Raw genomic sequence first — 20,282 nt, 5'->3', positions numbered from 1 at the left:
TGCGGGATGTATTGTGGAACAGCGTGCAAGGCAATATTTTAGGTAAGCCAAGGTTAAGAGGCGCGGATTCCACCCACTCTATCCGTTCTTAACCCCACGACGACATTATTCAAGGAGATTGCATGCCCCCTTCGTTGCCGGTCTACCCGTCTTTCGGGCTTGAAGAACTAGCCTTTCCCGACCTCTTTCGCCTGGAAGGTTTGCAAAGGCTGGATGAGGCATTTTTGCATCGTATTCATGAACACGATGCGGATACGCATGCACGCCTGCTGCACTACCGCCACGCAGAAAGGCCGTTTGCACCGTTACAGATAAGTAAATTGCTGCTGGACTGCGCGCCTCTGCTGGAGGCTTTTATTGCTGAACTGTTTGCCATTGGCGAAGAAGTGGTGGCCTTGCGGATGCAGGCACTTTCGCATGATATTGTCTTGAATTTCAAGAAACTCTTTGTTCAAAAGCGGGCGCGCAAGCGGGTTTTCAAGAAGGATGTAACGGAACCATTTGCCGAGCTCGACGCTTGGTTGAGCGGAGAATTGCAAAAGGCGGGATTGAGTGAGGACGCAGATCGGGAGCTGGCAGTGGCGCGCTTCGCCGATGTTCTGCTGCGTGATGAGGCGGCACAAGCCGGTGTTATAGAGCAACTCGCGCGCTGGTGCGTGCTTGCGATCAGCGATGTGCAAGGCCAGGCGACGGTGCGCGGTTGGACCAGCTTCAAGTTGCCCCAGGGCGTGGATCATCAACATCTGGTGCCCAACCAGGCCGTGGCCGATGACCCTGCCGGGCGCATCGTGGCGTTGCCGGAAAAGCTGAGCCGCCGCGACGGCTTCAAACTGACCGATGCGCGCATGACCGCGCGCGAGGTTCAGGGCGAGATCGAGTACTGCATCTATTGCCATGGACACGACGGTGATTTCTGCTCCAAGGGCTTCCCCGAAAAGAAAGGCGAACCGGAGCGCGGTTTCAAGATCAATCCCTTGGGAGTGATTCTGACCGGTTGTCCGCTGGAGGAAAAAATTTCCGAAATGCATGCCTTGAAGCGCGACGGCCTCAGCATCGCCGCGCTCGCCATGGCGATGGTGGACAATCCCATGATCCCCGCCACCGGCCATCGCATCTGCAACGACTGCATGAAGGCGTGTATCTATCAGAAGCAGGACCCGGTGGATATCCCGCAGATCGAAACGCGCGTGCTTACCGACGTGCTGGGCTTGCCGTGGGGGGTGGAGATTTACGATCTGCTGACACGCTGGAATCCGTTGCGCTCCCGCCAATACTTGCCCAAGCCCTACAACGGCAGGAAGGTGCTGATCGCGGGGATGGGGCCGGCAGGCTTCACCATGGCACATCATCTGACGATGGAAGGCTGCGCCGTGGTGGGTATCGACGGGCTGAAAATCGAACCGCTGCCCGATGTGCTGCAGCACGGTGCGGTGCGCGCTTACCAGGAGCTGGAAGAGGAACTCGATACGCGCGTCATGGCGGGCTTCGGCGGAGTGGCGGAATACGGCATCACGGTGCGTTGGGACAAGAACTTCCTCAAGCTGATTTACCTCAGTCTGGCACGGCGCAGTCTGTTTCAGGTGTTCGGCGGTGTGCGTCTGGGCGGTACCCTGACGCTGGAGGATGCATGGGCGCTGGGATTCGATCATGTCAGCATCGCCACCGGCGCCGGCCTGCCGCGCACGGTGCCGATCGAAAACAGCCTGGCGCGCGGCATGCGCCAGTCCAATGATTTTCTCATGGCCCTGCAGCTCACCGGCGCAGCCAAGGCCACCAGCCTCGCCAGCCTTCAGGTGCGCATGCCGGCAGTAGTGATAGGCGGCGGCCTGACCGCCATCGATACCGCCACCGAAGTACAAGCCTATTACATCGCCCAGGTGGAGAAAACCCTGTTGCGTTACGAGCGGCTGGCAAGCACCATCGGCGAGGCGCGGGTGCGCGAGCAACTCGATGAAGAATCGATCGGCATCCTGGAAGAGTTTCTCGAACATGGCCGCGCCGTGCGCCAGGAGCGTATGCGCGCGGAAAACGTGGGCGAAAAGGCCGACTTCATACCCCTGCTGCGCGCCTGGGGAGGCGTCACGGTGGTGTATCGCCGAGGCATGAACGAATCACCCGCCTACGTCCGCAATCACGAAGAGGTGGCGAAAGCGCTGGAGGAGGGCATTTTCTACGCCGAAGGGGTGCAACCGTTGCGGGCGAATCTGGACCGCTTTGCTTATGTGGAGTCACTGGAATGCGAGCGCTTGAGGCGTTCCCCGGGCGGAAAATGGGAGAATTCAGGCGCGCTTTTCACCCTGCCCGCTCGCGCCATTTTTGTGGCGGCGGGGGCGACGCCAAATACCATCTACGAGCGCGAACATCCCGGCTCTTTTGCGATGCAGGAAGACCATTTTCTGCCGCACGTCGAGAAAGAAGGCAACCTGAACGCGGTGGCCGTGGCTGAGCACTGCAAAGTCGAAATGGCTGGTCCATTCACCTCCTATCAACAGGACGGCCATCGCGTCAGCTTCATCGGCGATACCCATCCGGTGTTCCATGGCGGCGTGGTCAAGGCCATCGCCTCGGCCATGCACACCTATCCGCAGATCATGACGGCACTCGGAAAAACCGGCGAGATTTCTGGCAACCCGGATGAATATGCTGAATTCCGTGTACGCATGACAGACCTGCTGCAGCCGCGCGTGGTGCAGGTGCAGCGACTCAGTCCGAGCGTGATCGAATTGCTCATACGCGCGCCCATGGCCGCACGTAACTTCCGTCCCGGCCAGTTTTTCCGCCTGCAAAATTTTGAAACCTCAAGCCCACTGTTCGAGGGTTCACGACTACAGACCGAAGCCCTGGCCTTGAGCGGCGCCAAAGTGGAAGCGGAAACCGGTCTGGTTACGCTGATGGTGCTGGAAGTCGGGGCCAGTTCGCGCCTGTGCGCCACGCTTCAGGCAGGTGACCCGGTGGTGTTGATGGGGCCGACCGGCAAGGCTACCGAATTGCCTGAGAACCAGACCATCCTGGTGGCGGCAGGGCGGCGCGGTGCTGCAGTGATGGGCATGCTTGGCCCGGCGTTACGCCGCCGCGGCAACCGCGTGCTGTACTTTGCAGGTTTCCGCACTGCGGATGAGGTGTATCAGCAAGAGCGGCTGGAGGCTGCTGCCGATGTGATCGTGTGGTGCACGGCAAGCGGCCACCCCATTGCATCGCGCCGTCCGCAAGACCGCAGCCTGACTGGTAATTATATGGATATCCTGCGGCGCTATGCCGAGGGCGAATTCGAGCCGGAGGGCGAGCTGCCCGCGATCCCGCTGATCAGCGTGGACCGCGTGCTCGCCATCGGCTCACGCCACTTGCTGCGCATGATGCGCGAGGCGATGCAACATGGCTTGCGCGACAAATTCCGCAGCGACATCACGGCCATCGGTTCCGTCCCCAGTCCCATGCAGTGCATGTTGCAGGGCGTGTGCGCGCAATGTCTGCAATGGCATCTCGATCCGGCCACGGGGAAACGTACCCGCGCGGTGTTTTCCTGTGCCGGTCAGGACCAGCCCTTGCAGTTCATCGACCTGGATAATCTCGATGCCCGCCTGGCGCAAAACTCGATGGCCGAGCGCTTGACGGATATCTGGCTGGACTACCTGCTGGCGCGCAGCGAGATTGCGCATGTGTAGTCAGCTATTCTAGCTTAACGAGGGCGGGCGAATATGTATGAGGGTATGGAGTACTGATATAACCATCAGGAAACCCAAGTTTTCCCATGCATGACGAAGACCTCCTCAAACGCAGTCTAGCCTCCGTCTTGCATCCCTGCACCCAGATGAAGCAGCTCGAAACCCTGACGCTGCTGCGATTGCACGCGCTACCTGGATGCGGTGAGTTCGTGGCGGGTCAACCTGTTTCCCGGGCGGCCTTGCTGGCGGTAGAGGGTGAAGACGGTAGGGAATACTGGCTGGGCTTCGACAAATTCTATGCGATCACGCGTTACAACCGCAGCCTGCACTATGCGCTGGCGGTCTACCGGCTCAGCCGGGAGATCCGCAGCGCCCGCAGGATGGGACACTGATCAGCCGACGGCGACCACGGTATAGCCGTGTGCTTCGCGCTCCGTGCCGATGATCTGCAGCCAGGTGCGCAGTTCGTCCACCGAGCCGACTGGCTGTTTGCGGTGCTGCCGGCTGCGCAGGCCGAGGCTGCCCCAACTGCGGTTGAGCACCAGGTCGCCGAGCAGGTCGTGGCCGAAAGTGACGGCATACCAGCTATGCCGATTTTTGTCGTGGTCGTGTTTTTCCCAGTAGAGCATGGGGTAATTATATAAGTAAATCCATGGCTTCGGGGCATCATCCCAAGGGGGATTCTGCTGTGAGATAATGTGCACTATCGCATCCATCTTCCGGGGCCTCCCGAGCTCAATGTCTAATCAGGAACTACTCCATCGCAGTCTGGCCGCCGTCTGGCACCCCTGCACCCAGATGAAGCAGCACGAGACCCTGCCGCTGCTGCCGATTGCACGCGGCGAGGGGGTGTGGCTGCACGATTTCGAAGGCAGGCGCTATCTCGATGCCGTGAGTTCGTGGTGGGTCAACCTGTTCGGCCACTGCAACCCGCGCATCAATGCCGCGCTCAAGGATCAGTTGGACAAGCTGGAGCACGTGATGCTGGCCGGTTTCACCCACCAGCCGGTGGTCGAGCTGTCGGAACGATTGTCGCGCCTGTCCGGTCTGGGGCATTGCTTTTACGGCTCGGACGGGGCTTCCGCCACCGAGATTGCGCTCAAGATGAGCTTCCACTATTGGCGTAACTCGGGGCGCCCGGCAAAGACCCGCTTCGTCAGCCTGCAAAATGGCTATCACGGCGAAACCGTGGGTGCGCTGTCGGTCACCGACGTGGCGCTGTTCAAGGAGTCTTATGCGCCCTTGCTGCGGAAAAGTGCGCAGGTGCCGACGCCCGACTGGCGCAATGCCGAATCAGGAGAGCCGGCGCGGGATTACGCGCTGCGCTGTGCAACGGCTTTGCGCGCGCATCTGGAGCGGCATCATCAGGAAACCGCTGCCTTGATTCTCGAACCACTGGTGCAGGGTGCGGCGGGGATGGGGATGTACGATGCCGAATACCTGCGCCAGGCGCGGGCGATCTGCGACGAATTCGGGGTGCACCTGATTGCGGATGAAATCGCCGTGGGTTTCGGGCGCACGGGGACGATGTTCGCCCATCAGCAGGCCGGGATCAGGCCAGATTTCCTGTGCCTGTCGAAAGGCATTACCGGTGGTTATTTGCCCTTGTCGGTGGTGCTGACCACCGATGCCGTTTACCAGGCGTTTTACCATGACGACACGGCGCGCGGCTTTCTCCATTCCCATTCCTACACCGGCAACGCGCTGGCTTGTCGCGCAGCGCTGGCGGTGCTGGATATTTTCGGGCAGGACGACGTGATCGCGGCCAACCGCGTCAAGGCCGCAAGTTTTAATGATATCGCCGTGCCGCTCAAGGCGCATCCGCGCGTTATGAATTTTCGCCATAGCGGCATGATCTGGGCGTTCGAGGTGGCGGATGTAGCGCCTGGTTTCGCCCGTGCATTCTTCGAGGAAGGGCTGAAGCGCAACCTGCTTCTGCGCCCCATCGGTAGCACGGTTTATTTCATGCCGCCCTATGTGATCAACGAGGAGGAAATCAGGATGCTGGTGGCGGGCACGCTGGAGATTATCGAGGGATTATGAACAGGATATGGCTGTTGCTGGTGTTGATGTGGACGGTGTCGGTGCAGGCTGCACCGCTGCCCACTGCTGTCGCCAAGGCGTTGCGTGAAGTCGGCATTCCCCCTGCCAGCGTGGGTGTGTTCGTCCAGGATGTGGCGGCCAGAAAGCCGCTGATCGCTCACCAGGCCAATAGGTCGATGAGCCCGGCCTCGACCATGAAACTGGTGACCACTTATGCCGGCCTGGAGTTGCTCGGTCCGGCTTATACCTGGAAAACCGAGGTGCTGACGGGCGGGACGGTGGCTGGGGATGTCCTGACGGGCGACTTGGTCGTCAAGGGCTATGGCGACCCGGCGCTGACGCTGGAAAGTTTCTGGAACCTGTTGCGCGATGTGCGCGGGCTGGGTATCCGGGAAATCCACGGCGATCTGGTGCTGGACAACAGTTATTTTCAGGCGACGCCGGGCGATCCGGGCTCCTTCGATAATGAGCCTTATCGCCCTTACAACGTGATGCCCGAGGCGCTGCTGGTGAACTTTAAAACCGTCCGCTTCCGTCTCGTTCCGGAAGCGGAGGGCGGTGTGCGCATCATCGCCGATCCCGGGCCCGCGCGCCTGCGCATCGTCAACCGCCTGCAGCTTGATGATGGCCCGTGTAACGACTGGCGCGAGGGTGTGCTGACGGAAATCAGCAGGTACGGCAATGACGCGGTAACGGTATTGGTCAGTGGTAGCTACCCTAGCGCCTGCGGCGATAAGTCGCTGTATCTGAGTCTGTTCAACAATACCGGCCACGTCGATGCGCTGTTCCGGCAGTTGTGGCAGGAGCTGGGCGGTACGCTAGTCGGCGGCGTGCATGAGGGTGTTGCGGCACCTGGCGCGCGACTGCTGGCAAGCCGCGAATCCAGGGCGCTGGCAGAGGTAGTGCGCGATATCAACAAGTTCAGCAACAACGTGATGGCACGCCAGTTGCTGTTGACTATCGGCCGTGAAATCGGCAGCGAAGGTTCGGCGCGTGTTGCGGGGCAGGTTGTCGATAAATGGCTGGCGGAGCGGGGCATGGCGTTCCCTGAGATGGAGATCGAGAACGGTTCCGGTCTTTCGCGCACCGAGCACATCAGCCCGGCGCATCTGGGCTCGTTGCTCCTGAACGCCTGGCGTGGCCCGTTGATGGCGGAGTTCGTGTCTTCCCTGCCGATCGCGGCAGTTGACGGTACCATGAAGAAACGGCTGCACGATCAGGGCGTGGCGGGTCATGCCCATATCAAAACCGGTTCGTTGCGGGGAGTGAAGGCGATTGCCGGTTATGTGCACGACCACAAAGGGCGTAGCGTGGTGGTGGTATTCTTCATTAACCATCCTGATGCATCCACAGGCCAGGCGGCCCAGGATGCACTGCTGGAGTGGGTGTACAGCCGTAATTAAGCGGCGGGTTTTTTGCTCTTCAGGGTGAGGTCGGCTTCGATCCCTACCAATATTTTCTGCAAACCGAGGCGGGTGCGGGTATTGAGCACGATCGGGCCGTTGATGTTGGCGTTGATATTGGTTTTGGAGTCTGCATCCGGTTGCGGCTTGTAGGCGATGAGCAGAACCGCGATGTCGTCCACGTTTTCCATCTTCAGCAATTGCTCTTCCTCGTCGGTCAGGACAAATTCGTAGTTCAGGCCGAACACCGCCGGATCAACCAGTGCGAAGGCGACATCCGGTTCGTCGATGGATTGCAGCCAGTGAACGACGACTTGTTGTTCCTTGTCGTCATGAAACAGCTTGTAGCGGGTGGACCCTTCGAATCCCGGCATTCCATTGGGAAAGGTCAGGATGCTTTCCGGATCGACTTCCTGCATGCCGAATTGAGTGGAATGAAATTTCATGTGGTTTTAAATTTCCTGATTGTATTGGTCAAGAATGTAATGTGATTTGAGGGTGCTGTAAAGCGCTTTAGCCTTTGTTTGGTCGAAGCAAGTCGATTTTGAATTCTGGTTCGTAGGGCGGGACATTGCACTCGATGATGTCCTGCGGCGCGACATCCAGTCGCATGCCGGTGATGTCCGCGCGGATCGGCAGCAGCGTGACGCCGCGATCAACCAGTACTACGGTGCGTATCTCCAGCGGATTTTTCCCGGCCAGGTATTCCACGGCCTTTAGCAGCGAGTGGCCTCGGTAGAGCACGTCGTCCACGACCACTGCCGTGGCATTGGTCAGATCCAGGGTAGCCTGTTCGGCGCTTTCGGTCAGCTCTGTTTCCGGGTGCAGCAGGGTGAGATCGTCGGCATAGCGCTTGACATGGAGTTTGTACAACGGCAGGTTGGAAATGCCATAATCACGCACTAGCCGGTCGCGCAGCATTTCCGCCAGGGGTGCGCCGCGGCGCAACAGGCCGACTATGGCGATCTGCTTCCGGCCGGTGAGCAGACCGGCTGCCTGGCGCGCCATGTCGGCGAGGACCGCGTCGAGATCGGCGGTATCGTAAAGGCAGGTTCGTTGACCTTGTTGTTTGTCCATGAAGGGCGTGCAGTGCGGCTTATTCCTCGCCGCCCTTGAGTTCTATGTGCAGGCGCGCTAGCTTGGATTTGATACGCTGCGAGTTCTTGTAATGGTCGCCGCGCTGTACCATGTCCATGGCGGCAGTTTTTTCGCCGGCATCGGACATGCGAATGATCTGAGCAGCTCCTTTGTGGAATTCGGTGTGGACAACCCGGATCTCGTCGAACAGGGGATTATCCTTGTATTTTTGGCCTGCCCCGTAGATCCATTTTCCCAGAATGCACTGGTTGTCCTGGCAGACAATTTCAGGGTCGAGTTTCTCTTCACATTTTCCCTCGATGTAGTTTTCCAGGCGCACTTTCCAGCGTACATGGGCCTCGATGGCGCTCATGAAATCGAGTTCCTGGGTGTCGGGATTGGCTGCCGGTGCGGCGGAGGAGCTCTTCTTGAAAGCGTCGAATAAGCCCATGCCCTACTCCTGAAGTGGTTTAACAGCGAATCGAAGAGTAGGCTTTTGTTGGCGCAGCGTCAACATCGTGCGGCTACAGGCCCAGGCTGCTCCAGAGTTCGTCAACCCTGCTCTTGATCGCTTCGTCCATGACAATCGGTCGGCCCCATTCGCGCATGGTTTCTCCCGGCCACTTGTTGGTGGCGTCCATGCCCATCTTCGATCCCAGGCCGCTGACCGGGCTGGCGAAATCAAGGTAGTCGATCGGCGTGTTCTCGACCAATAGCGTGTCGCGCGCCGGATCCATGCGGGTGGTCATGGCCCAGATCACTTCTTTCCAGTCGCGGATGTTGACGTCGTCGTCGGTGACGATGATGAACTTGGTGTACATGAACTGGCGCAGGAACGACCATACGCCGAACATCACGCGCTTGGCGTGGCCGGCATACTGCTTCTTGATGCTGACAACGGCGAGTCGGTAGGAGCAGCCTTCCGGCGGCAGATAGAAGTCGGTGATTTCGGGGAACTGTTTCTGCAACAGCGGCACGAACACTTCGTTCAGGGCCACGCCGAGTATGGCCGGTTCGTCCGGCGGTTTGCCAGTATATGTGCTGTGGTAGATGGGGTTGCGGCGCATGGTGATGCGTTCGATGGTGAACACCGGAAACTCGGCCTGTTCGTTGTAATAGCCGGTGTGGTCGCCGTAAGGCCCTTCCAGTGCCATCTCGTCGGGATGGATCACGCCTTCCAGCACGATCTCGGCGCTGGCCGGGACTTGCAGGTCGGATCCCAGGGCTTTTACCACCTCGGTCTTCGAGCCGCGCAGCAGCCCGGCGAACTGGTATTCGCTCAGGGAGTCCGGCACAGGCGTCACCGCGCCGAGGATGGTAGCCGGGTCGGCACCGAGGGCGACCGCCAGCGGGAAAGGCTGGCCGGGATGGGCCTGCTTGAAGTCGCGGAAATCCAGCGCGCCGCCGCGGTGGGCGAGCCAGCGCATGATCACCTTGTTCGGGGCGATCACCTGCTGGCGGTAGATGCCGAGGTTCTGCCGCTTCTTCAGCGGCCCGCGCGTGATCACCAGCCCCCAGGTGATGAGCGGCGCCACGTCGCCCGGCCAACAGGTCTGGATCGGCAGCCTGGCCAGATCGACGTCCTTGCCTTCCCAGACTATTTCCTGGCAGGGCGCGGATGACAGCTCCTTCGGCGCCATGTTGAGCACCTGCTTGAACAGCGGGAATTTATCCCAGGCATCCTTGAGGCCTTTGGGGGGTTCCGGTTCCTTGAGGAAAGCCAGCAGCTTGCCAACTTCGCGCAACGCTTCGACGCTGTCTTCGCCCATGCCCATGGCGACGCGTCTGGGCGTGCCGAACAGGTTGGCCAGCACCGGGATGGAATGCCCCTTCGGATTTTCGAACAGGATCGCCGGTCCGCCCGCTTTCAGCACGCGGTCGCAGATTTCGGTCATTTCCAGGCGGGGATCGACTTCAGTGCTGATGCGCTTGAGTTCGCCCTGTTTTTCCAGTTGTGCGATAAAGTCGCGCAGATCTTTGTATTTCATTATGGAAGCATTTCCTTGCCCTCGTTGAGGCGTAGCCAGCCTTTGACGATACGGTAAATAACCCAGATGCAGTCAGCGGCCAGGATAAACCAGCCGATGATAAGGATAAAAGTGATGGCGCCGATGGCCCCCCACAGCAGGCTGAACCAGAAAGTGCGGATCTGCCAGCGGAAATGGGATTCCAGCCAGGTGCCCTTGACGTCGTCCAGTTTCACATAGCTGATGATGATGGCAACGATGTAGGGAAGGCCGAACCCCAGAATCGCAATCGCCTGCAGGGCATAGACCACGGTGGTCAATGTTTTTGCGGAATCGAGGTTGGTGTCGCCGACCGGGTCAGTCATGGTTTTACCTCACGACCTACGCGGATAGGCCGGTGAATTTTAAATAGTGAACAGAGTAGCGGAATGGTTTTGCTCAGGCAACCATTGCCCAGGCAAATGGCCGGCGTTTTCCGCCATGGCCATCACCTCCAGTCAGCATCTGGCCGGACCTGCCGCAATTCAGAAGTGCCAGGCCAGGCGCAGTTCAACATGTTGATCGCTTTTGTTTAATGTTTTGTCAACCGCTATAGATTAGCCACGTTGTTAGGATCATAGGTGGGCAACCACCGTATTTCATAACGGAGGCGTAGATGGGCAGTCTTAGCAATGAGTCCTTTGATGATTTTCTGGACTCCCTGAAAGAAGCAGGTGTGGTTATCAGCAACGAGCGCGAGTTGCGCGAGCGGCTCGCAGAAGTTCAGCGCTGGCGCTTTGCTTTCGCTACGCTGGCTTCCAACGGTGGACGGATCGGTATCCGATTCGAAGGCCGAAGCGCCGGCGTGAACGAGGCTGAAATCCATCGTGCCTTTGCCCAGTTCCAGCTACCGGAGAGTCTGGAAGCTGTTTTTGCCGCCGGCCTCAAGGCCAAGCACTGATTCATCTTCCCCGGTCGCGCTGACTTTCCCTATACAGGAGTGGTCAGCGCGTGCGGAACGACATGTGACAGGCCACGCAGCTAGTCATGACTTTTTGCAGTGCGGTATAGGTCTTGGCCGTATCCCCTCCTTTCGCCACCTCGGCGAATTCGCTGGCCGCAGCGTGCATACCCCACCCCATCTGACGCATGGCGTCAGGCATGAATCGCCCCGGCCCTTGGCCGCGCGCCATCACGGCGTGCTTGCCCATGGAGCTGTTGCCGAGGCGTTTTTCTGCGGTTTCCGCCGCTGCCGCCAGGTTGTTTTCCGCCAGATATCCAAAAATTTCATTCAGTGCCACGAGGTGATCCTGCATGTCGGTGCGCATCAGGGCGCGGGGCAGTTCGGGCATGGTGACCAGCTGGCGATAATCCTGCGGAGGAGTCGGCGGCTGCACGGGTTGCTGCGCCAGAGCCAGCGGACTTGGCAGCAGCAGAGCAAGGGAAATAAGAGCGTGGCGCATAGGGCCTCCTAGTGGGGTTGGGTGCGTAATGCTGCCAGGGATTGTCCTAGCACGGAGAACGCAGATTTTAGAAACAGGGCGGCAATGGCGCCACCGACAATAATATCCGGCCAGCGTGACTGGGTGAAGATTACCGCGATGCCGGCCACGATCACGCCTGTATTGGCGAACAGGTCGTTGCGCGAGCATAGCCACACCGAACTCATGTTGAGGTTGTCGGCGCGGTGGCGATAGAGCAGCAGGAAGCACCCGGTATTGGCGGCCAGCGCCAGCAGTCCGATGACTCCGATGAATTCGCCGTCGGGCAGGATGGGATGGAGTGCTTTGTAAACCGCTTCCGCTGCCACACCCAGACCGAAGGAGAGCATGATCAGGCCCTTCAGTAGCGCCGCCCGCGCCTGCCACATCTCGTCACGGGTCAGAACATACAGGCTGAAGCCATACACCAGCGCATCGCCAAGCATGTCCAAGGCGTCCGCCAGCAGAGAGGTGGAATGTGCGGCCATGCCGGCGACGGTTTCCACAGCGAACATGACGACGTTGACGGCCAGTACGATCTTGAGCACGCGGCCATGGTTGGCGCGCATGGCATTCAGGGTGCAGGATTTGTTTTCACAGCAGCCGGTCATAAAAAACCGCGTATTCCAAGCCAGGTCGTATTGAGGTAGTTAAGCAGGATGCCGCCGAACACCGCAGCGCCGAACCAGTTGTTGTGCAGAAACGCCTTAAAACATTTGGCGCGTTCGCGCTGCCTGATCAGGGTGTAGTGGTAGGCGGCGACGCCGGCAGCGGCGACGAGCCCGGCGTAATAGATCCAGCCCATCCCGAGTTTGAAGCCGACGCCTGCGAGGATGGCCAGCGTTGCGCCATAGCTCAGCATCACCGCCAGAATGTCGTATTTGCCGAAGCTAATGGCCGAGGTCTTGATGCCGATACGGAGGTCGTCTTCGCGGTCCACCATGGCATATTCGGTATCGTAGGCGATCGCCCAGAATACGTTGGCAGCAAGCATCGCCCACGCCACCGGGGGTACGCTGCCGGTCTGGGCGGCAAAGCCCATCGGGATGCCGAAGCCGAAGGCGATGCCGAGGTAGGCTTGGGGAATGGCAAAAAAACGCTTGGTGAAGGGATAACTGGCGGCAAGGAAGACCGCAGCGACCGAGAGCTGGAGGGTGAGGGTGTTGAGGCGCAGGATCAGCAGGAAGGACAGCAGCACCAATACTGCGAAAAGCACTAGGGCTTCTTTCTTGCTCACTAGCCCGGCGGCGAGCGGACGGTTTCTGGTGCGCTCCACATGCGGGTCGAAATCGCGGTCGGCGAAGTCGTTGATGACGCAGCCGGCCGAGCGCATCAGCACGGTACCGAGGATGAAAATCCACAGGATGATCCAGTTCGGAGAGCCGTTCGATGAAATCCACAGCGCCCACAATGTCGGCCACAGCAGGAGCAGGATGCCGATCGGTTTGTCGAGCCGCATCAGTCTTTCGTATAGTGTGATCCGTTCGGCTAGCGTCATGAGCGGAGTTCCAGAATTTCCGGCAGGAATACTTCGGTAACCAGGATCGGCCTGCCTTCCAGGTAAAACACCGAGCGCCGCGCCCACAGGCTGGCAGGCGGGTTAGGCAGGACGGTGCAGGCACTTTGGTACAGCGCATCGCGCCGGTTGAGCTTCTTGAAATGCAATGCTGTGCGCTGCACTCGCGGGTTGGAAAAGAGTGCCGCGCCCAGGGGTTTGCTGCCGAGCCGGCCCAGGCTTTGCCAGGTGCCGTGCAGGCTGGTGGCGGGCAGCACGCTGTGGGCGAAAACCAGCGGCGTTTCTCCGCAGTACAGAAACACGTCGCGGAGTAGCGCGCGCGAGTGGTGCTTCAACGCAACCATGCGGCGCTCGGACGGCATGGCCATACCGTGCCGCTGCTGCACATGGCGCACGCTGAAGGCGGCGCAGCGCACCTGGATGCGCCGGGTGAGAGATCCGCGGTCGAGCAGCCAGGGGCGGTAACGGGCGCAGCTTTCCGACAAACGGTTTTGCCACAAGGATTGCAAGTTCGGGTTCCTCTTAAATTCGGTGAGTGGTGAGGCGATAGGGGTGAGGCATTAAATTTGCGACGGTGTGATTTTTGACTTTCCGCTTCACCCCTCACCCATTACGCCAGATTATACCTTCAAGTATTGTTCCGCACCCGCCAGCCAGCGCTGCAAATGCCGTTCCGCCACTTCCGGCTGCTCGGCGAGGATTTCTTTGGCGATACGGCGGGCCGCCTCGAGCAAGCCTTGATCCTGCTCGATATCGGCGATATGCAGCAGTGGCACGCCGCTCTGGCGCGCCCCCAGAAATTCGCCGGGGCCGCGCAGCAGCAAGTCCTGGCGCGCGATTTCGAAGCCGTCGCTGTTTTCGTAGATGATCTTCAGCCGCGCACGCGCCGTTTCCGACAGCGGCGTCTGGTAAAGCAGGATGCAGGCGCTCTTTGCTGCGCCCCGCCCAACTCGTCCGCGCAACTGGTGGAGCTGGGACAGGCCGAAGCGCTCGGCGTGCTCGATCACCATCAGCGAGGCGTTGGGCACGTCCACGCCGACCTCGATCACCGTGGTGGCGACCAGCAGCTGGATTTCCCCCGCCTTGAAGGCTGCCATGTTGGCTGCCTTGTCGCGCGCGTGCAATCGGCCGTGCACCAGCCCCACTTTAAGCTCCGGGAAGGTGGCGGTCAGGGTTTCGAAGGTTTCCATCGCGGTCTTGAGCTGTAGGGTTTCCGACTCCTCGATCAGCGGGCATACCCAGTAGGCCTGACGGCCGTTGAGGCAGGCCTCGCGTACGCGTGCGACCACTTCATCACGGCGGCGGTCGCTGACCAATTTGGTGACCACCGGCGTGCGCCCCGGCGGCAGTTCGTCGATCACCGAAACGTCGAGGTCAGCGTAATAGCTCATCGACAGGGTGCGCGGGATCGGGGTGGCGCTCATCATCAGCTGGTGCGGCTGGGCACCTTTCTGCCGCAGCGCGAGGCGCTGGTGCACGCCGAAGCGATGCTGCTCGTCGATGATAGCCAGACCGAGATTGTGGAACACCACCTGTTCCTGAAACAGGGCATGGGTGCCGATCGCGAGCTGGGCTTCTCCTTCAGCGACCGCCGCAAGTGCGGCCTGTTTTTCTTTTTTCGGCAGGCTAGCCGCCAGCCAGACGACGCGCAGGCCAAGCGGTTCCAGCCAGGCGGAAAGTTTCTGGTAATGCTGCTCGGCAAGGATTTCGGTGGGAGCCATGATCGCCGCCTGAAAGCCATTTTCGATCGCCTGCAAGGCCGCCAGCGCCGCAACGATGGTCTTGCCGCTGCCGACGTCACCCTGCAGCAGCCGCTGCATCGGGTGAGGTTTGGTCAGGTCGCTGGTAATTTCCGTCATGACGTGCTGCTGGGCGCGGGTGAGCGGAAATGGCAATGCCGCCAGCAGGGCGCGAGTGAGGTGGTGCCGGGGCGGCATCGGGGCGGCAGACTGCGCGCGCCGCCGCCGGTAATGCTGGTGCATGGAAAGCTGCTGTGCCAGCAGTTCGTCGAACTTGAGCCGCTGCCAGGAAGGGTGGGTGCGTTCCGCCAGCAACTCGATCGGCGCATCCGGCGGGGGCTGGTGCAGATAGGTGATGCTTTCTGCAAAGGCAGGTAAACACAGCGGTTGTAGCACTTCGTTGGGCAGGGTATCGGCCAGGTCGCATTCGGTTAGGGCGGCCTGCACCAGTTTGCGCAAGGGGGATTGTCCCAGGCCGGCGGTGGTGGGGTAGATCGGTGTCAGCGCCTCGGCGACCGGCAAGTTTTCACTCACCATGCGGTACTGCGGATGCACCATTTCCATGCCGAAAAAGCCGTAGCGCATTTCTCCGAACAGGCGTACACGCTTGCCCGGGGCAAGCTGCTTGATCTGGCTGGGGTAAAAATTCAGAAAACGCAGCGTCATCATGCCGCTTTCGTCCTCCACCCGGCATACCAGGGTACGGCGCGGGCGGTACTGGACGGTGGTGTCGGTGATCTCGCCTTCGACCTGGACAGCTTGCCCCAGCGGTGCATGGGCGATTGGGTGGATGCGGGTTTCGTCCTGGTAACGCAGCGGCAGGTGCAGCAGCAGGTCGTGGGCGGTGAACAGGCCGAGCTTATCGAGCTTGGCCTGGATCGCCTTGCTTGCCTTGATGGGTGCTGCTGCGGTCATTCCCCGGCGAAAAGAATAGCGTCCATTTCCACCAGCGCGCCGCGCGGCAGTTCCTTTACGCCCACCGCAGCCCGCGCCGGATAGGGTTGGTCGAAATAATGCGCCATGATCTCGTTGACCTTGGCGAAGTGGGTCAGGTCGGTGAGGTAGACGTTGAGCTTGGCGGTATGGTTGAGGTCGCAGCCGGCGGCCTTGGCAACCTCGCCCAGATTGAGGAACACCTGGTGGATCTGTGACTCGATGCCATCGACCAGGATCATGGTCTGTGCGTCCAGCCCGATCTGGCCGGACAGGTAAACGGTGTCGCCGACTTTCACGCCCTGGGAATAGGTGCCGATGGCGGCGGGGGCATTGGGGGTGGAGAGAATTTGTTTTGCCATGGCGTTTCCTTCATCTGTGTAAATTTTACTTAAAAAAGGTTTTTAGGGTGAGCCATGCGCACCGTTTGTTATTGCCGGGCAGCCCACTGCGCGCAGCGCTCACTACCTTGATTTACCCCTTCATCCGCGCAATCCTCACCACTTCCTCAATCTTGCGCAAATTGCGCATCACGTTGGCGAGGTGGATGCGGTTTTCTACCTGCAGGGTGAAGTTCATGCTGGTGTAGGCGCTGCCGTCTTCTTCTTCCATGCTGACATTGTCGATGTTCGATCCGGCATCGGCGATGGCGGCAGCGACCTTGGCCAGTACGCCGCGCTGATTCGCCACCACCAGCTTGAGGTTGATGTCGAAAGGTTTTTTCGGCGCGGCCGGGTCCCATTCCACATCCAGCCATTTGTCGGCGTCGGCACGATCCTTGGCAATGACCGGGCAGTCGTGGGTGTGGATGACCAGTCCCTGGCCTTTCTTGATGAAGCCAATGATCGGGTCGCCTGGAATCGGCCGGCAGCATTTTGCAAACTGCACCGCCATGCCTTCGGTGCCACGGATAGTGATGGGCCCCGCCGGAACATGCTTACGCTCATCCGCCATTTCGGTGATGGCAAGCAGGTGGCGCGCAACGACAATATTGAGGCGCTTGCCGAGGCCGATATCGGCAAGGATTTCCTGTTTGTGCTTGCCGATGCATTCGCGCAGCAGCTTGTCCCACTGGGCTTCTCTGATTTCTGTCGGGTCTGCGCCCAGTGCACGTAGCGCCTGGTTGAGCAGGCGTTCGCCCAAGGCTGCGGATTCCTCGTACTGCATGGTCTTGAGGAAATGCCGGATATGCGAGCGTGCCTTGCCGGTGATGACGTAATTGAGCCAAGTCGGGTTGGGCTTGGCATGGGCCGCGGTCACGATTTCCACCTGGTCGCCGTTTTTCAGCTCGGTCCGCAGTGGCATCAATTCCTGATTGATTTTCACCGCTACACAGCGGTTGCCAACGTCGGTATGCACGGCGTAGGCGAAATCCACCCCGGTGGCGCCGCGCGGCAGCGCCATGATCTTGCCCTTGGGGGTGAAGACGTAAACCTCGTCGGGGAACAGGTCGACCTTGATGTGTTCCAGGAATTCGGTGGCATCGCCGCTTTCGGACTGGATTTCCAGCAGGCTCTGCAACCACTGGTGGGTCTTCTGCTGCATCTCGTTGATCTCGGTGTCCCCGCTCTTGTAAAGCCAGTGCGAGGCGACGCCGGCTTCGGCAATCTTGTGCATGTCCTGGCTGCGAATCTGGATTTCGATCGGCGTGCCGAAAGGCCCGAACAGGGTGGTGTGCAGGGACTGGTAGCCATTCGCCTTGGGGATGGCGATGTAGTCCTTGAACTTTCCCGGGATCGGTTTGTAAAGCTGGTGCAGGGAACCCAAGGTGAGATAGCAGGTGGGGACGTCCTTGACGATGACGCGAAATCCATAAATATCGAACACTTCGGAAAAGGTCAGGGATTTGCCCTGCATTTTTTTGTAAATGCTGTACAGATGCTTTTCGCGCCCGGTGATGGTGGCCTCGATCTGGCAATCCTTGAGCTTCTGCTCGATCGCCTCCAGCACCTTCCCCACTACTTCACGGCGGTTTCCGCGTGCCGCCTTGACGGCCTTGGCCAGCACGTCGAACCGGTTGGGGTAGAGATGGCGGAAGCTCAAGTCCTCCAGTTCGTCGTAAACGCTGTTCAGTCCGAGGCGGTTGGCGATGGGCGCGTAGATTTCCAGCGTTTCGCGCGCGATGCGCTGGCGTTTTTCCGGGACCATCGCCCCAAGGGTGCGCATGTTGTGCAGGCGGTCGGCGAGTTTGATCAGGATGACGCGCACATCGCGTGCCATCGCCAGCAGCATTTTGCGGAAATTCTCGGCCTGGGCGTGGATTTCGGTCTGGAACTCGATCTTGTCCAGCTTGGACACACCGTCTACCAGTTCAGCCACCGCCTTGCCGAACTTTTCGCCGATTTCCTGCTTGGTTATGGCGGTGTCTTCCATCACGTCGTGTAGCAGCGCCGCCATCAGGGCCTGTGCATCCAGATGCCAGTCGGCCAGGATTTCGGCGACCGCCAGGGGGTGGGAAATGTAGGGTTCGCCGCTCTTGCGAAACTGGCCGGCGTGGGCGCTATCGCTGAGATGGTAGGCCGCCTCGATCTGGGCGGTATCTTCCGGCTTGAGGTAGGAGGACAGCCGCGCTGTGAAGGCGGCGATGTCGGTGGCGGGTGTTGAGTGCTGAGTGCTGAGTGCTGAGTCCTGAGTTCCTGGCTTATTCACTTGGTACCCCTAACCTGGAACTCAGGATGATTTCAGAGCAGGCCGCGGTTGAGGATCTCCACCCCGACTTTGCCTTGGGCAATTTCGCGCAAGGCGATGACGGTGGGCTTGTCGCGGTTGGCTTCCACCATTGGAGTGCCGCCCTGAGCAATCTGGCGAGCACGTACGGTGGCAACCAGAGCCAGTTCGAAACGGTTGGTGATGGTCTTCATGCAGTCGTCTACGGTGATACGTGCCATGCTAGCTTCCTTTGATTGAGTGATACCGAATTATTTCATTTTGCCGATCATGTCGGCATGGGCGCTGAGTTGCCGGCTTGCAGTCAGCCGCTGTGCGCGGATCACGCTGATCAGGTCCTGCAGCGCCGTTTCGAAAATATCGTTAATTATAACATAATCAAACTCTTCCACATGAGCGATATCCTCGCGGGCGGCGGCCAGGCGACGCGCGATGATTTCCTCGGAGTCCTGGCCACGCCCTGTGAGCCGCGCGAGCAGGGCTTCCAGGGAGGGCGGCAGGATGAAAATACCGGTTGCCTGGGGGAAGATTTTCCTGACTTGGGCGGCACCCTGCCAGTCGATTTCCAGCAGGATGTCGGTGCCTGAGCGCATGGCGTTTTCGATCCAGGGCTGGGAGGTGCCGTAGCGGTTGCCGTAAACCAGAGCGCTTTCGAGGAAGTCGCCGCGTTCCAGCATTTCAAGAAACTTTTGTTCAGTGACGAAATGATAGTCCTTGCCGTCCACTTCGCCCGGTCGCGCAGGGCGGGTGGTATAGGAAACCGACAGTTTGACCTGGCTGTCGTTCTGCAATAGCTCTCGCACCAAGCTGGTTTTTCCCGCGCCGGAGGGTGCGGTGACGATGAATAGATTTCCGCTGGCCATAATGTCATTCCATGGGTAAAAGGTAAGGGTGATGGGTGAGTTGTGGTGGACTCATTACCCATTACTCGATGTTTTGGATTTGCTCTCGCATCTGCTCGATGAGTACCTTGAGTTCCATCGCCGTCTGCGACATTTCGGACGCGGCTGATTTGGAGCCCAGGGTATTAGCTTCTCGGTTGAGTTCCTGCATCAGGAAATCCAGCCGCTTGCCCACGGCGCCGCCTTTCTCGAGGATGCGCCGCATTTCAGTGAGATGGGTTTGGAGCCGCGACAGTTCTTCGTCCACGTCGATCTTCTGGGCGAACAAGGCGATTTCCTGACGGATGCGGTCATCGTCGCCAGTTCCCATGACTTCCTTGAGGCGGGCGGCGAGTTTTTCCTGGTAGGCTGCGATCAGCCTTGGAATGTGCGGCAATACGCCCGCCACCAGAGCGTCCATCTGTTCGACGCGCTGCAGCAAAAAGGTTTTGAGCTTCTCTCCCTCGCGCTGGCGGGTGGCGGACAGTTCGTCGAGGCCTCTGCGCAACAGGGGCAGACAGGCTTCCAGCAGGCCTTCCATGCCGACGCTTTCGCCCTCGATGACGCCGGGCCAGCGCAGCAAGTCCGCCACGCCGAACGGCTGACTGTCGGGCAGTAGCGCCTTGGCTGAACGGCCAAGCTGTGCCAGTTGTTCGGCGAGCGCGGTATTCAGCCGCAGCGGAGTTAAGCCGGCGCTGCGCGCGGTAAAATTCAGCCGGCATTCAACCTTGCCGCGGCTTAACGCACCGCCGATCATTTCGCGCAGCGCAGGTTCCAGCGCGCGGAAGGATTCGTCCAGGCGGAAGTGGGTTTCAAGGTAGCGCGAGTTGACCGAGCGCAGTTCCAGGCTCAGGGAGCCAGGCTCCAGTTCCTGTGTCACTGCGGCAAATCCGGTCATGCTGTAGATCATGGGGTGTCCGTTGAGGGTTATGGG

At 59.8% G+C, this 20,282-nt stretch carries 21 protein-coding genes; 5 read left to right on the top strand and 16 right to left on the bottom strand.

The features are described 5' to 3' along the window. The first annotated feature begins 122 nt into the window (after positions 1-122). Positions 123-3,662 (top strand): FAD-dependent oxidoreductase, encoded by a 3,540-nt coding sequence (locus tag SCT_RS06940; RefSeq protein ID WP_059420855.1) that lies wholly within the window; start codon positions 123-125, stop codon positions 3,660-3,662. An 86-nt stretch (positions 3,663-3,748) separates the two neighbouring features. Next, complete coding sequence (locus SCT_RS17640; RefSeq protein WP_059420850.1) at positions 3,749-4,054, top strand: lytic murein transglycosylase; 306 nt, start codon at positions 3,749-3,751, stop codon at positions 4,052-4,054. Here SCT_RS17640 and SCT_RS06930 read toward each other — a convergent pair whose 3' ends face one another. Next, complete coding sequence (locus SCT_RS06930; RefSeq protein WP_144408236.1) at positions 4,055-4,291, bottom strand: WGR domain-containing protein; 237 nt, start codon at positions 4,289-4,291, stop codon at positions 4,055-4,057. Positions 4,292-4,400: 109 nt separating this feature from the next. Here SCT_RS06930 and SCT_RS06925 point away from each other — a divergent pair, with 109 nt between their 5' ends. Next, positions 4,401-5,705, top strand: coding sequence for an adenosylmethionine--8-amino-7-oxononanoate transaminase (locus SCT_RS06925; protein ID WP_059420846.1), 1,305 nt, complete (start codon positions 4,401-4,403; stop codon positions 5,703-5,705). Further along, positions 5,702-7,108 carry a D-alanyl-D-alanine carboxypeptidase/D-alanyl-D-alanine-endopeptidase gene (dacB, locus tag SCT_RS06920; RefSeq protein WP_059420844.1) on the top strand — a complete coding sequence of 469 codons (1,407 nt, stop codon included), beginning with the start codon at positions 5,702-5,704 and terminating at the stop codon, positions 7,106-7,108. Before SCT_RS06925 ends, dacB begins: the two co-directional genes overlap by 4 nt. Here dacB and fliW read toward each other — a convergent pair. The 5 genes from fliW to SCT_RS06895 form a co-directional block, all read right to left on the bottom strand. After that, positions 7,105-7,554 (bottom strand): flagellar assembly protein FliW, encoded by a 450-nt coding sequence (fliW, locus tag SCT_RS06915; RefSeq protein WP_059420841.1) that lies wholly within the window; start codon positions 7,552-7,554, stop codon positions 7,105-7,107. The two genes, dacB and fliW, sit on opposite strands and share 4 nt — an antisense overlap. A gap of 67 nt (positions 7,555-7,621) precedes the next feature. Beyond that, entirely contained in the window at positions 7,622-8,185 is a 564-nt protein-coding gene (locus SCT_RS06910; protein ID WP_059420839.1) for a bifunctional pyr operon transcriptional regulator/uracil phosphoribosyltransferase, read from the bottom strand. Positions 8,186-8,204: 19 nt separating this feature from the next. Continuing rightward, on the bottom strand, positions 8,205-8,636 hold the full coding sequence (locus SCT_RS06905) for a CZB domain-containing protein (protein WP_059420832.1): 432 nt from the start codon (positions 8,634-8,636) through the stop codon (positions 8,205-8,207). A 73-nt stretch (positions 8,637-8,709) separates the two neighbouring features. Next, positions 8,710-10,173 carry a 4-hydroxy-3-polyprenylbenzoate decarboxylase gene (gene ubiD, locus SCT_RS06900; RefSeq protein WP_059420830.1) on the bottom strand — a complete coding sequence of 488 codons (1,464 nt, stop codon included), beginning with the start codon at positions 10,171-10,173 and terminating at the stop codon, positions 8,710-8,712. After that, positions 10,173-10,517: a hypothetical protein gene (locus tag SCT_RS06895; protein ID WP_059420826.1), complete on the bottom strand. Its 345-nt coding sequence runs from the start codon at positions 10,515-10,517 to the stop codon at positions 10,173-10,175. Before SCT_RS06895 ends, ubiD begins: the two co-directional genes overlap by 1 nt. Before the next feature lie 290 nt (positions 10,518-10,807). Between SCT_RS06895 and SCT_RS06890 the strand changes: the two genes are divergently transcribed. Continuing rightward, positions 10,808-11,092 carry a hypothetical protein gene (locus SCT_RS06890; protein ID WP_009206703.1) on the top strand — a complete coding sequence of 95 codons (285 nt, stop codon included), beginning with the start codon at positions 10,808-10,810 and terminating at the stop codon, positions 11,090-11,092. 43 nt (positions 11,093-11,135) lie between these two features. On the opposite strand, the gene SCT_RS06885 is transcribed toward SCT_RS06890, so the two are convergent. The 10 genes from SCT_RS06885 to SCT_RS06840 form a co-directional block, all read right to left on the bottom strand. Next, complete coding sequence (locus tag SCT_RS06885) at positions 11,136-11,594, bottom strand: cytochrome c (RefSeq protein ID WP_059420824.1); 459 nt, start codon at positions 11,592-11,594, stop codon at positions 11,136-11,138. Positions 11,595-11,602: 8 nt separating this feature from the next. Further along, positions 11,603-12,223 (bottom strand): cation transporter, encoded by a 621-nt coding sequence (locus SCT_RS06880; protein ID WP_059420823.1) that lies wholly within the window; start codon positions 12,221-12,223, stop codon positions 11,603-11,605. After that, on the bottom strand, positions 12,220-13,110 hold the full coding sequence (gene ubiA / locus SCT_RS06875) for a 4-hydroxybenzoate octaprenyltransferase (RefSeq protein WP_059420821.1): 891 nt from the start codon (positions 13,108-13,110) through the stop codon (positions 12,220-12,222). Before ubiA ends, SCT_RS06880 begins: the two co-directional genes overlap by 4 nt. Beyond that, positions 13,107-13,637 carry a chorismate lyase gene (locus tag SCT_RS06870; RefSeq protein WP_059420819.1) on the bottom strand — a complete coding sequence of 177 codons (531 nt, stop codon included), beginning with the start codon at positions 13,635-13,637 and terminating at the stop codon, positions 13,107-13,109. Before SCT_RS06870 ends, ubiA begins: the two co-directional genes overlap by 4 nt. A gap of 111 nt (positions 13,638-13,748) precedes the next feature. Continuing rightward, a complete protein-coding gene (gene recG, locus SCT_RS06865; RefSeq protein ID WP_059420817.1) occupies positions 13,749-15,782 on the bottom strand; it encodes an ATP-dependent DNA helicase RecG in 2,034 nt (677 codons plus the stop codon). After that, positions 15,779-16,162, bottom strand: a complete 384-nt coding sequence (locus tag SCT_RS06860; RefSeq protein WP_059420812.1) for a RidA family protein — start codon at positions 16,160-16,162, stop codon at positions 15,779-15,781. The genes recG and SCT_RS06860 overlap by 4 nt, the downstream gene beginning before the upstream one ends. 112 nt (positions 16,163-16,274) lie before the next feature. Next, complete coding sequence (locus SCT_RS06855) at positions 16,275-18,449, bottom strand: bifunctional (p)ppGpp synthetase/guanosine-3',5'-bis(diphosphate) 3'-pyrophosphohydrolase (protein WP_059420809.1); 2,175 nt, start codon at positions 18,447-18,449, stop codon at positions 16,275-16,277. A 32-nt stretch (positions 18,450-18,481) separates the two neighbouring features. Next, positions 18,482-18,688, bottom strand: a complete 207-nt coding sequence (gene rpoZ / locus SCT_RS06850; protein WP_059420803.1) for a DNA-directed RNA polymerase subunit omega — start codon at positions 18,686-18,688, stop codon at positions 18,482-18,484. A gap of 30 nt (positions 18,689-18,718) precedes the next feature. Further along, entirely contained in the window at positions 18,719-19,330 is a 612-nt protein-coding gene (gene gmk / locus SCT_RS06845) for a guanylate kinase (protein WP_059420801.1), read from the bottom strand. Positions 19,331-19,391: 61 nt separating this feature from the next. Then, positions 19,392-20,258 carry a YicC/YloC family endoribonuclease gene (locus SCT_RS06840; protein WP_059420798.1) on the bottom strand — a complete coding sequence of 289 codons (867 nt, stop codon included), beginning with the start codon at positions 20,256-20,258 and terminating at the stop codon, positions 19,392-19,394. Between the last annotated feature and the right edge of the window lie 24 nt (positions 20,259-20,282).

Origin of the sequence: Sulfuricella sp. T08 (assembly GCF_000971475.1) — a bacterium.
In the GTDB taxonomy this organism is placed as follows: domain Bacteria; phylum Pseudomonadota; class Gammaproteobacteria; order Burkholderiales; family Sulfuricellaceae; genus Sulfuricella.
The sequence above is the reverse complement of the archived record's forward strand: the minus strand, read 5'-3'. Positions and strand labels throughout refer to the sequence as shown.

Bases quoted from the DNA above. Each gene is read 5' to 3' on its own strand.
- dacB (WP_059420844.1), top strand. From the start codon at position 5,702: ATGAACAGGATATGGCTGTTGCTGGTGTTGATGTGGACGGTGTCGGTG.
- SCT_RS06840 (WP_059420798.1), bottom strand. From the start codon at position 20,258: ATGATCTACAGCATGACCGGATTTGCCGCAGTGACACAGGAACTGGAG.
- SCT_RS06910 (WP_059420839.1), bottom strand. From the start codon at position 8,185: ATGGACAAACAACAAGGTCAACGAACCTGCCTTTACGATACCGCCGAT.
- SCT_RS06860 (WP_059420812.1), bottom strand. From the start codon at position 16,162: ATGGCAAAACAAATTCTCTCCACCCCCAATGCCCCCGCCGCCATCGGC.
- SCT_RS06940 (WP_059420855.1), top strand. From the start codon at position 123: ATGCCCCCTTCGTTGCCGGTCTACCCGTCTTTCGGGCTTGAAGAACTA.
- ubiD (WP_059420830.1), bottom strand. From the start codon at position 10,173: ATGAAATACAAAGATCTGCGCGACTTTATCGCACAACTGGAAAAACAG.
- gmk (WP_059420801.1), bottom strand. From the start codon at position 19,330: ATGGCCAGCGGAAATCTATTCATCGTCACCGCACCCTCCGGCGCGGGA.
- SCT_RS06930 (WP_144408236.1), bottom strand. From the start codon at position 4,291: ATGCTCTACTGGGAAAAACACGACCACGACAAAAATCGGCATAGCTGG.
- SCT_RS17640 (WP_059420850.1), top strand. From the start codon at position 3,749: ATGCATGACGAAGACCTCCTCAAACGCAGTCTAGCCTCCGTCTTGCAT.
- SCT_RS06890 (WP_009206703.1), top strand. From the start codon at position 10,808: ATGGGCAGTCTTAGCAATGAGTCCTTTGATGATTTTCTGGACTCCCTG.
- rpoZ (WP_059420803.1), bottom strand. From the start codon at position 18,688: ATGGCACGTATCACCGTAGACGACTGCATGAAGACCATCACCAACCGT.
- fliW (WP_059420841.1), bottom strand. From the start codon at position 7,554: ATGAAATTTCATTCCACTCAATTCGGCATGCAGGAAGTCGATCCGGAA.
- recG (WP_059420817.1), bottom strand. From the start codon at position 15,782: ATGACCGCAGCAGCACCCATCAAGGCAAGCAAGGCGATCCAGGCCAAG.
- ubiA (WP_059420821.1), bottom strand. From the start codon at position 13,110: ATGACGCTAGCCGAACGGATCACACTATACGAAAGACTGATGCGGCTC.
- SCT_RS06925 (WP_059420846.1), top strand. From the start codon at position 4,401: ATGTCTAATCAGGAACTACTCCATCGCAGTCTGGCCGCCGTCTGGCAC.
- SCT_RS06885 (WP_059420824.1), bottom strand. From the start codon at position 11,594: ATGCGCCACGCTCTTATTTCCCTTGCTCTGCTGCTGCCAAGTCCGCTG.
- SCT_RS06895 (WP_059420826.1), bottom strand. From the start codon at position 10,517: ATGACTGACCCGGTCGGCGACACCAACCTCGATTCCGCAAAAACATTG.
- SCT_RS06880 (WP_059420823.1), bottom strand. From the start codon at position 12,223: ATGACCGGCTGCTGTGAAAACAAATCCTGCACCCTGAATGCCATGCGC.
- SCT_RS06905 (WP_059420832.1), bottom strand. From the start codon at position 8,636: ATGGGCTTATTCGACGCTTTCAAGAAGAGCTCCTCCGCCGCACCGGCA.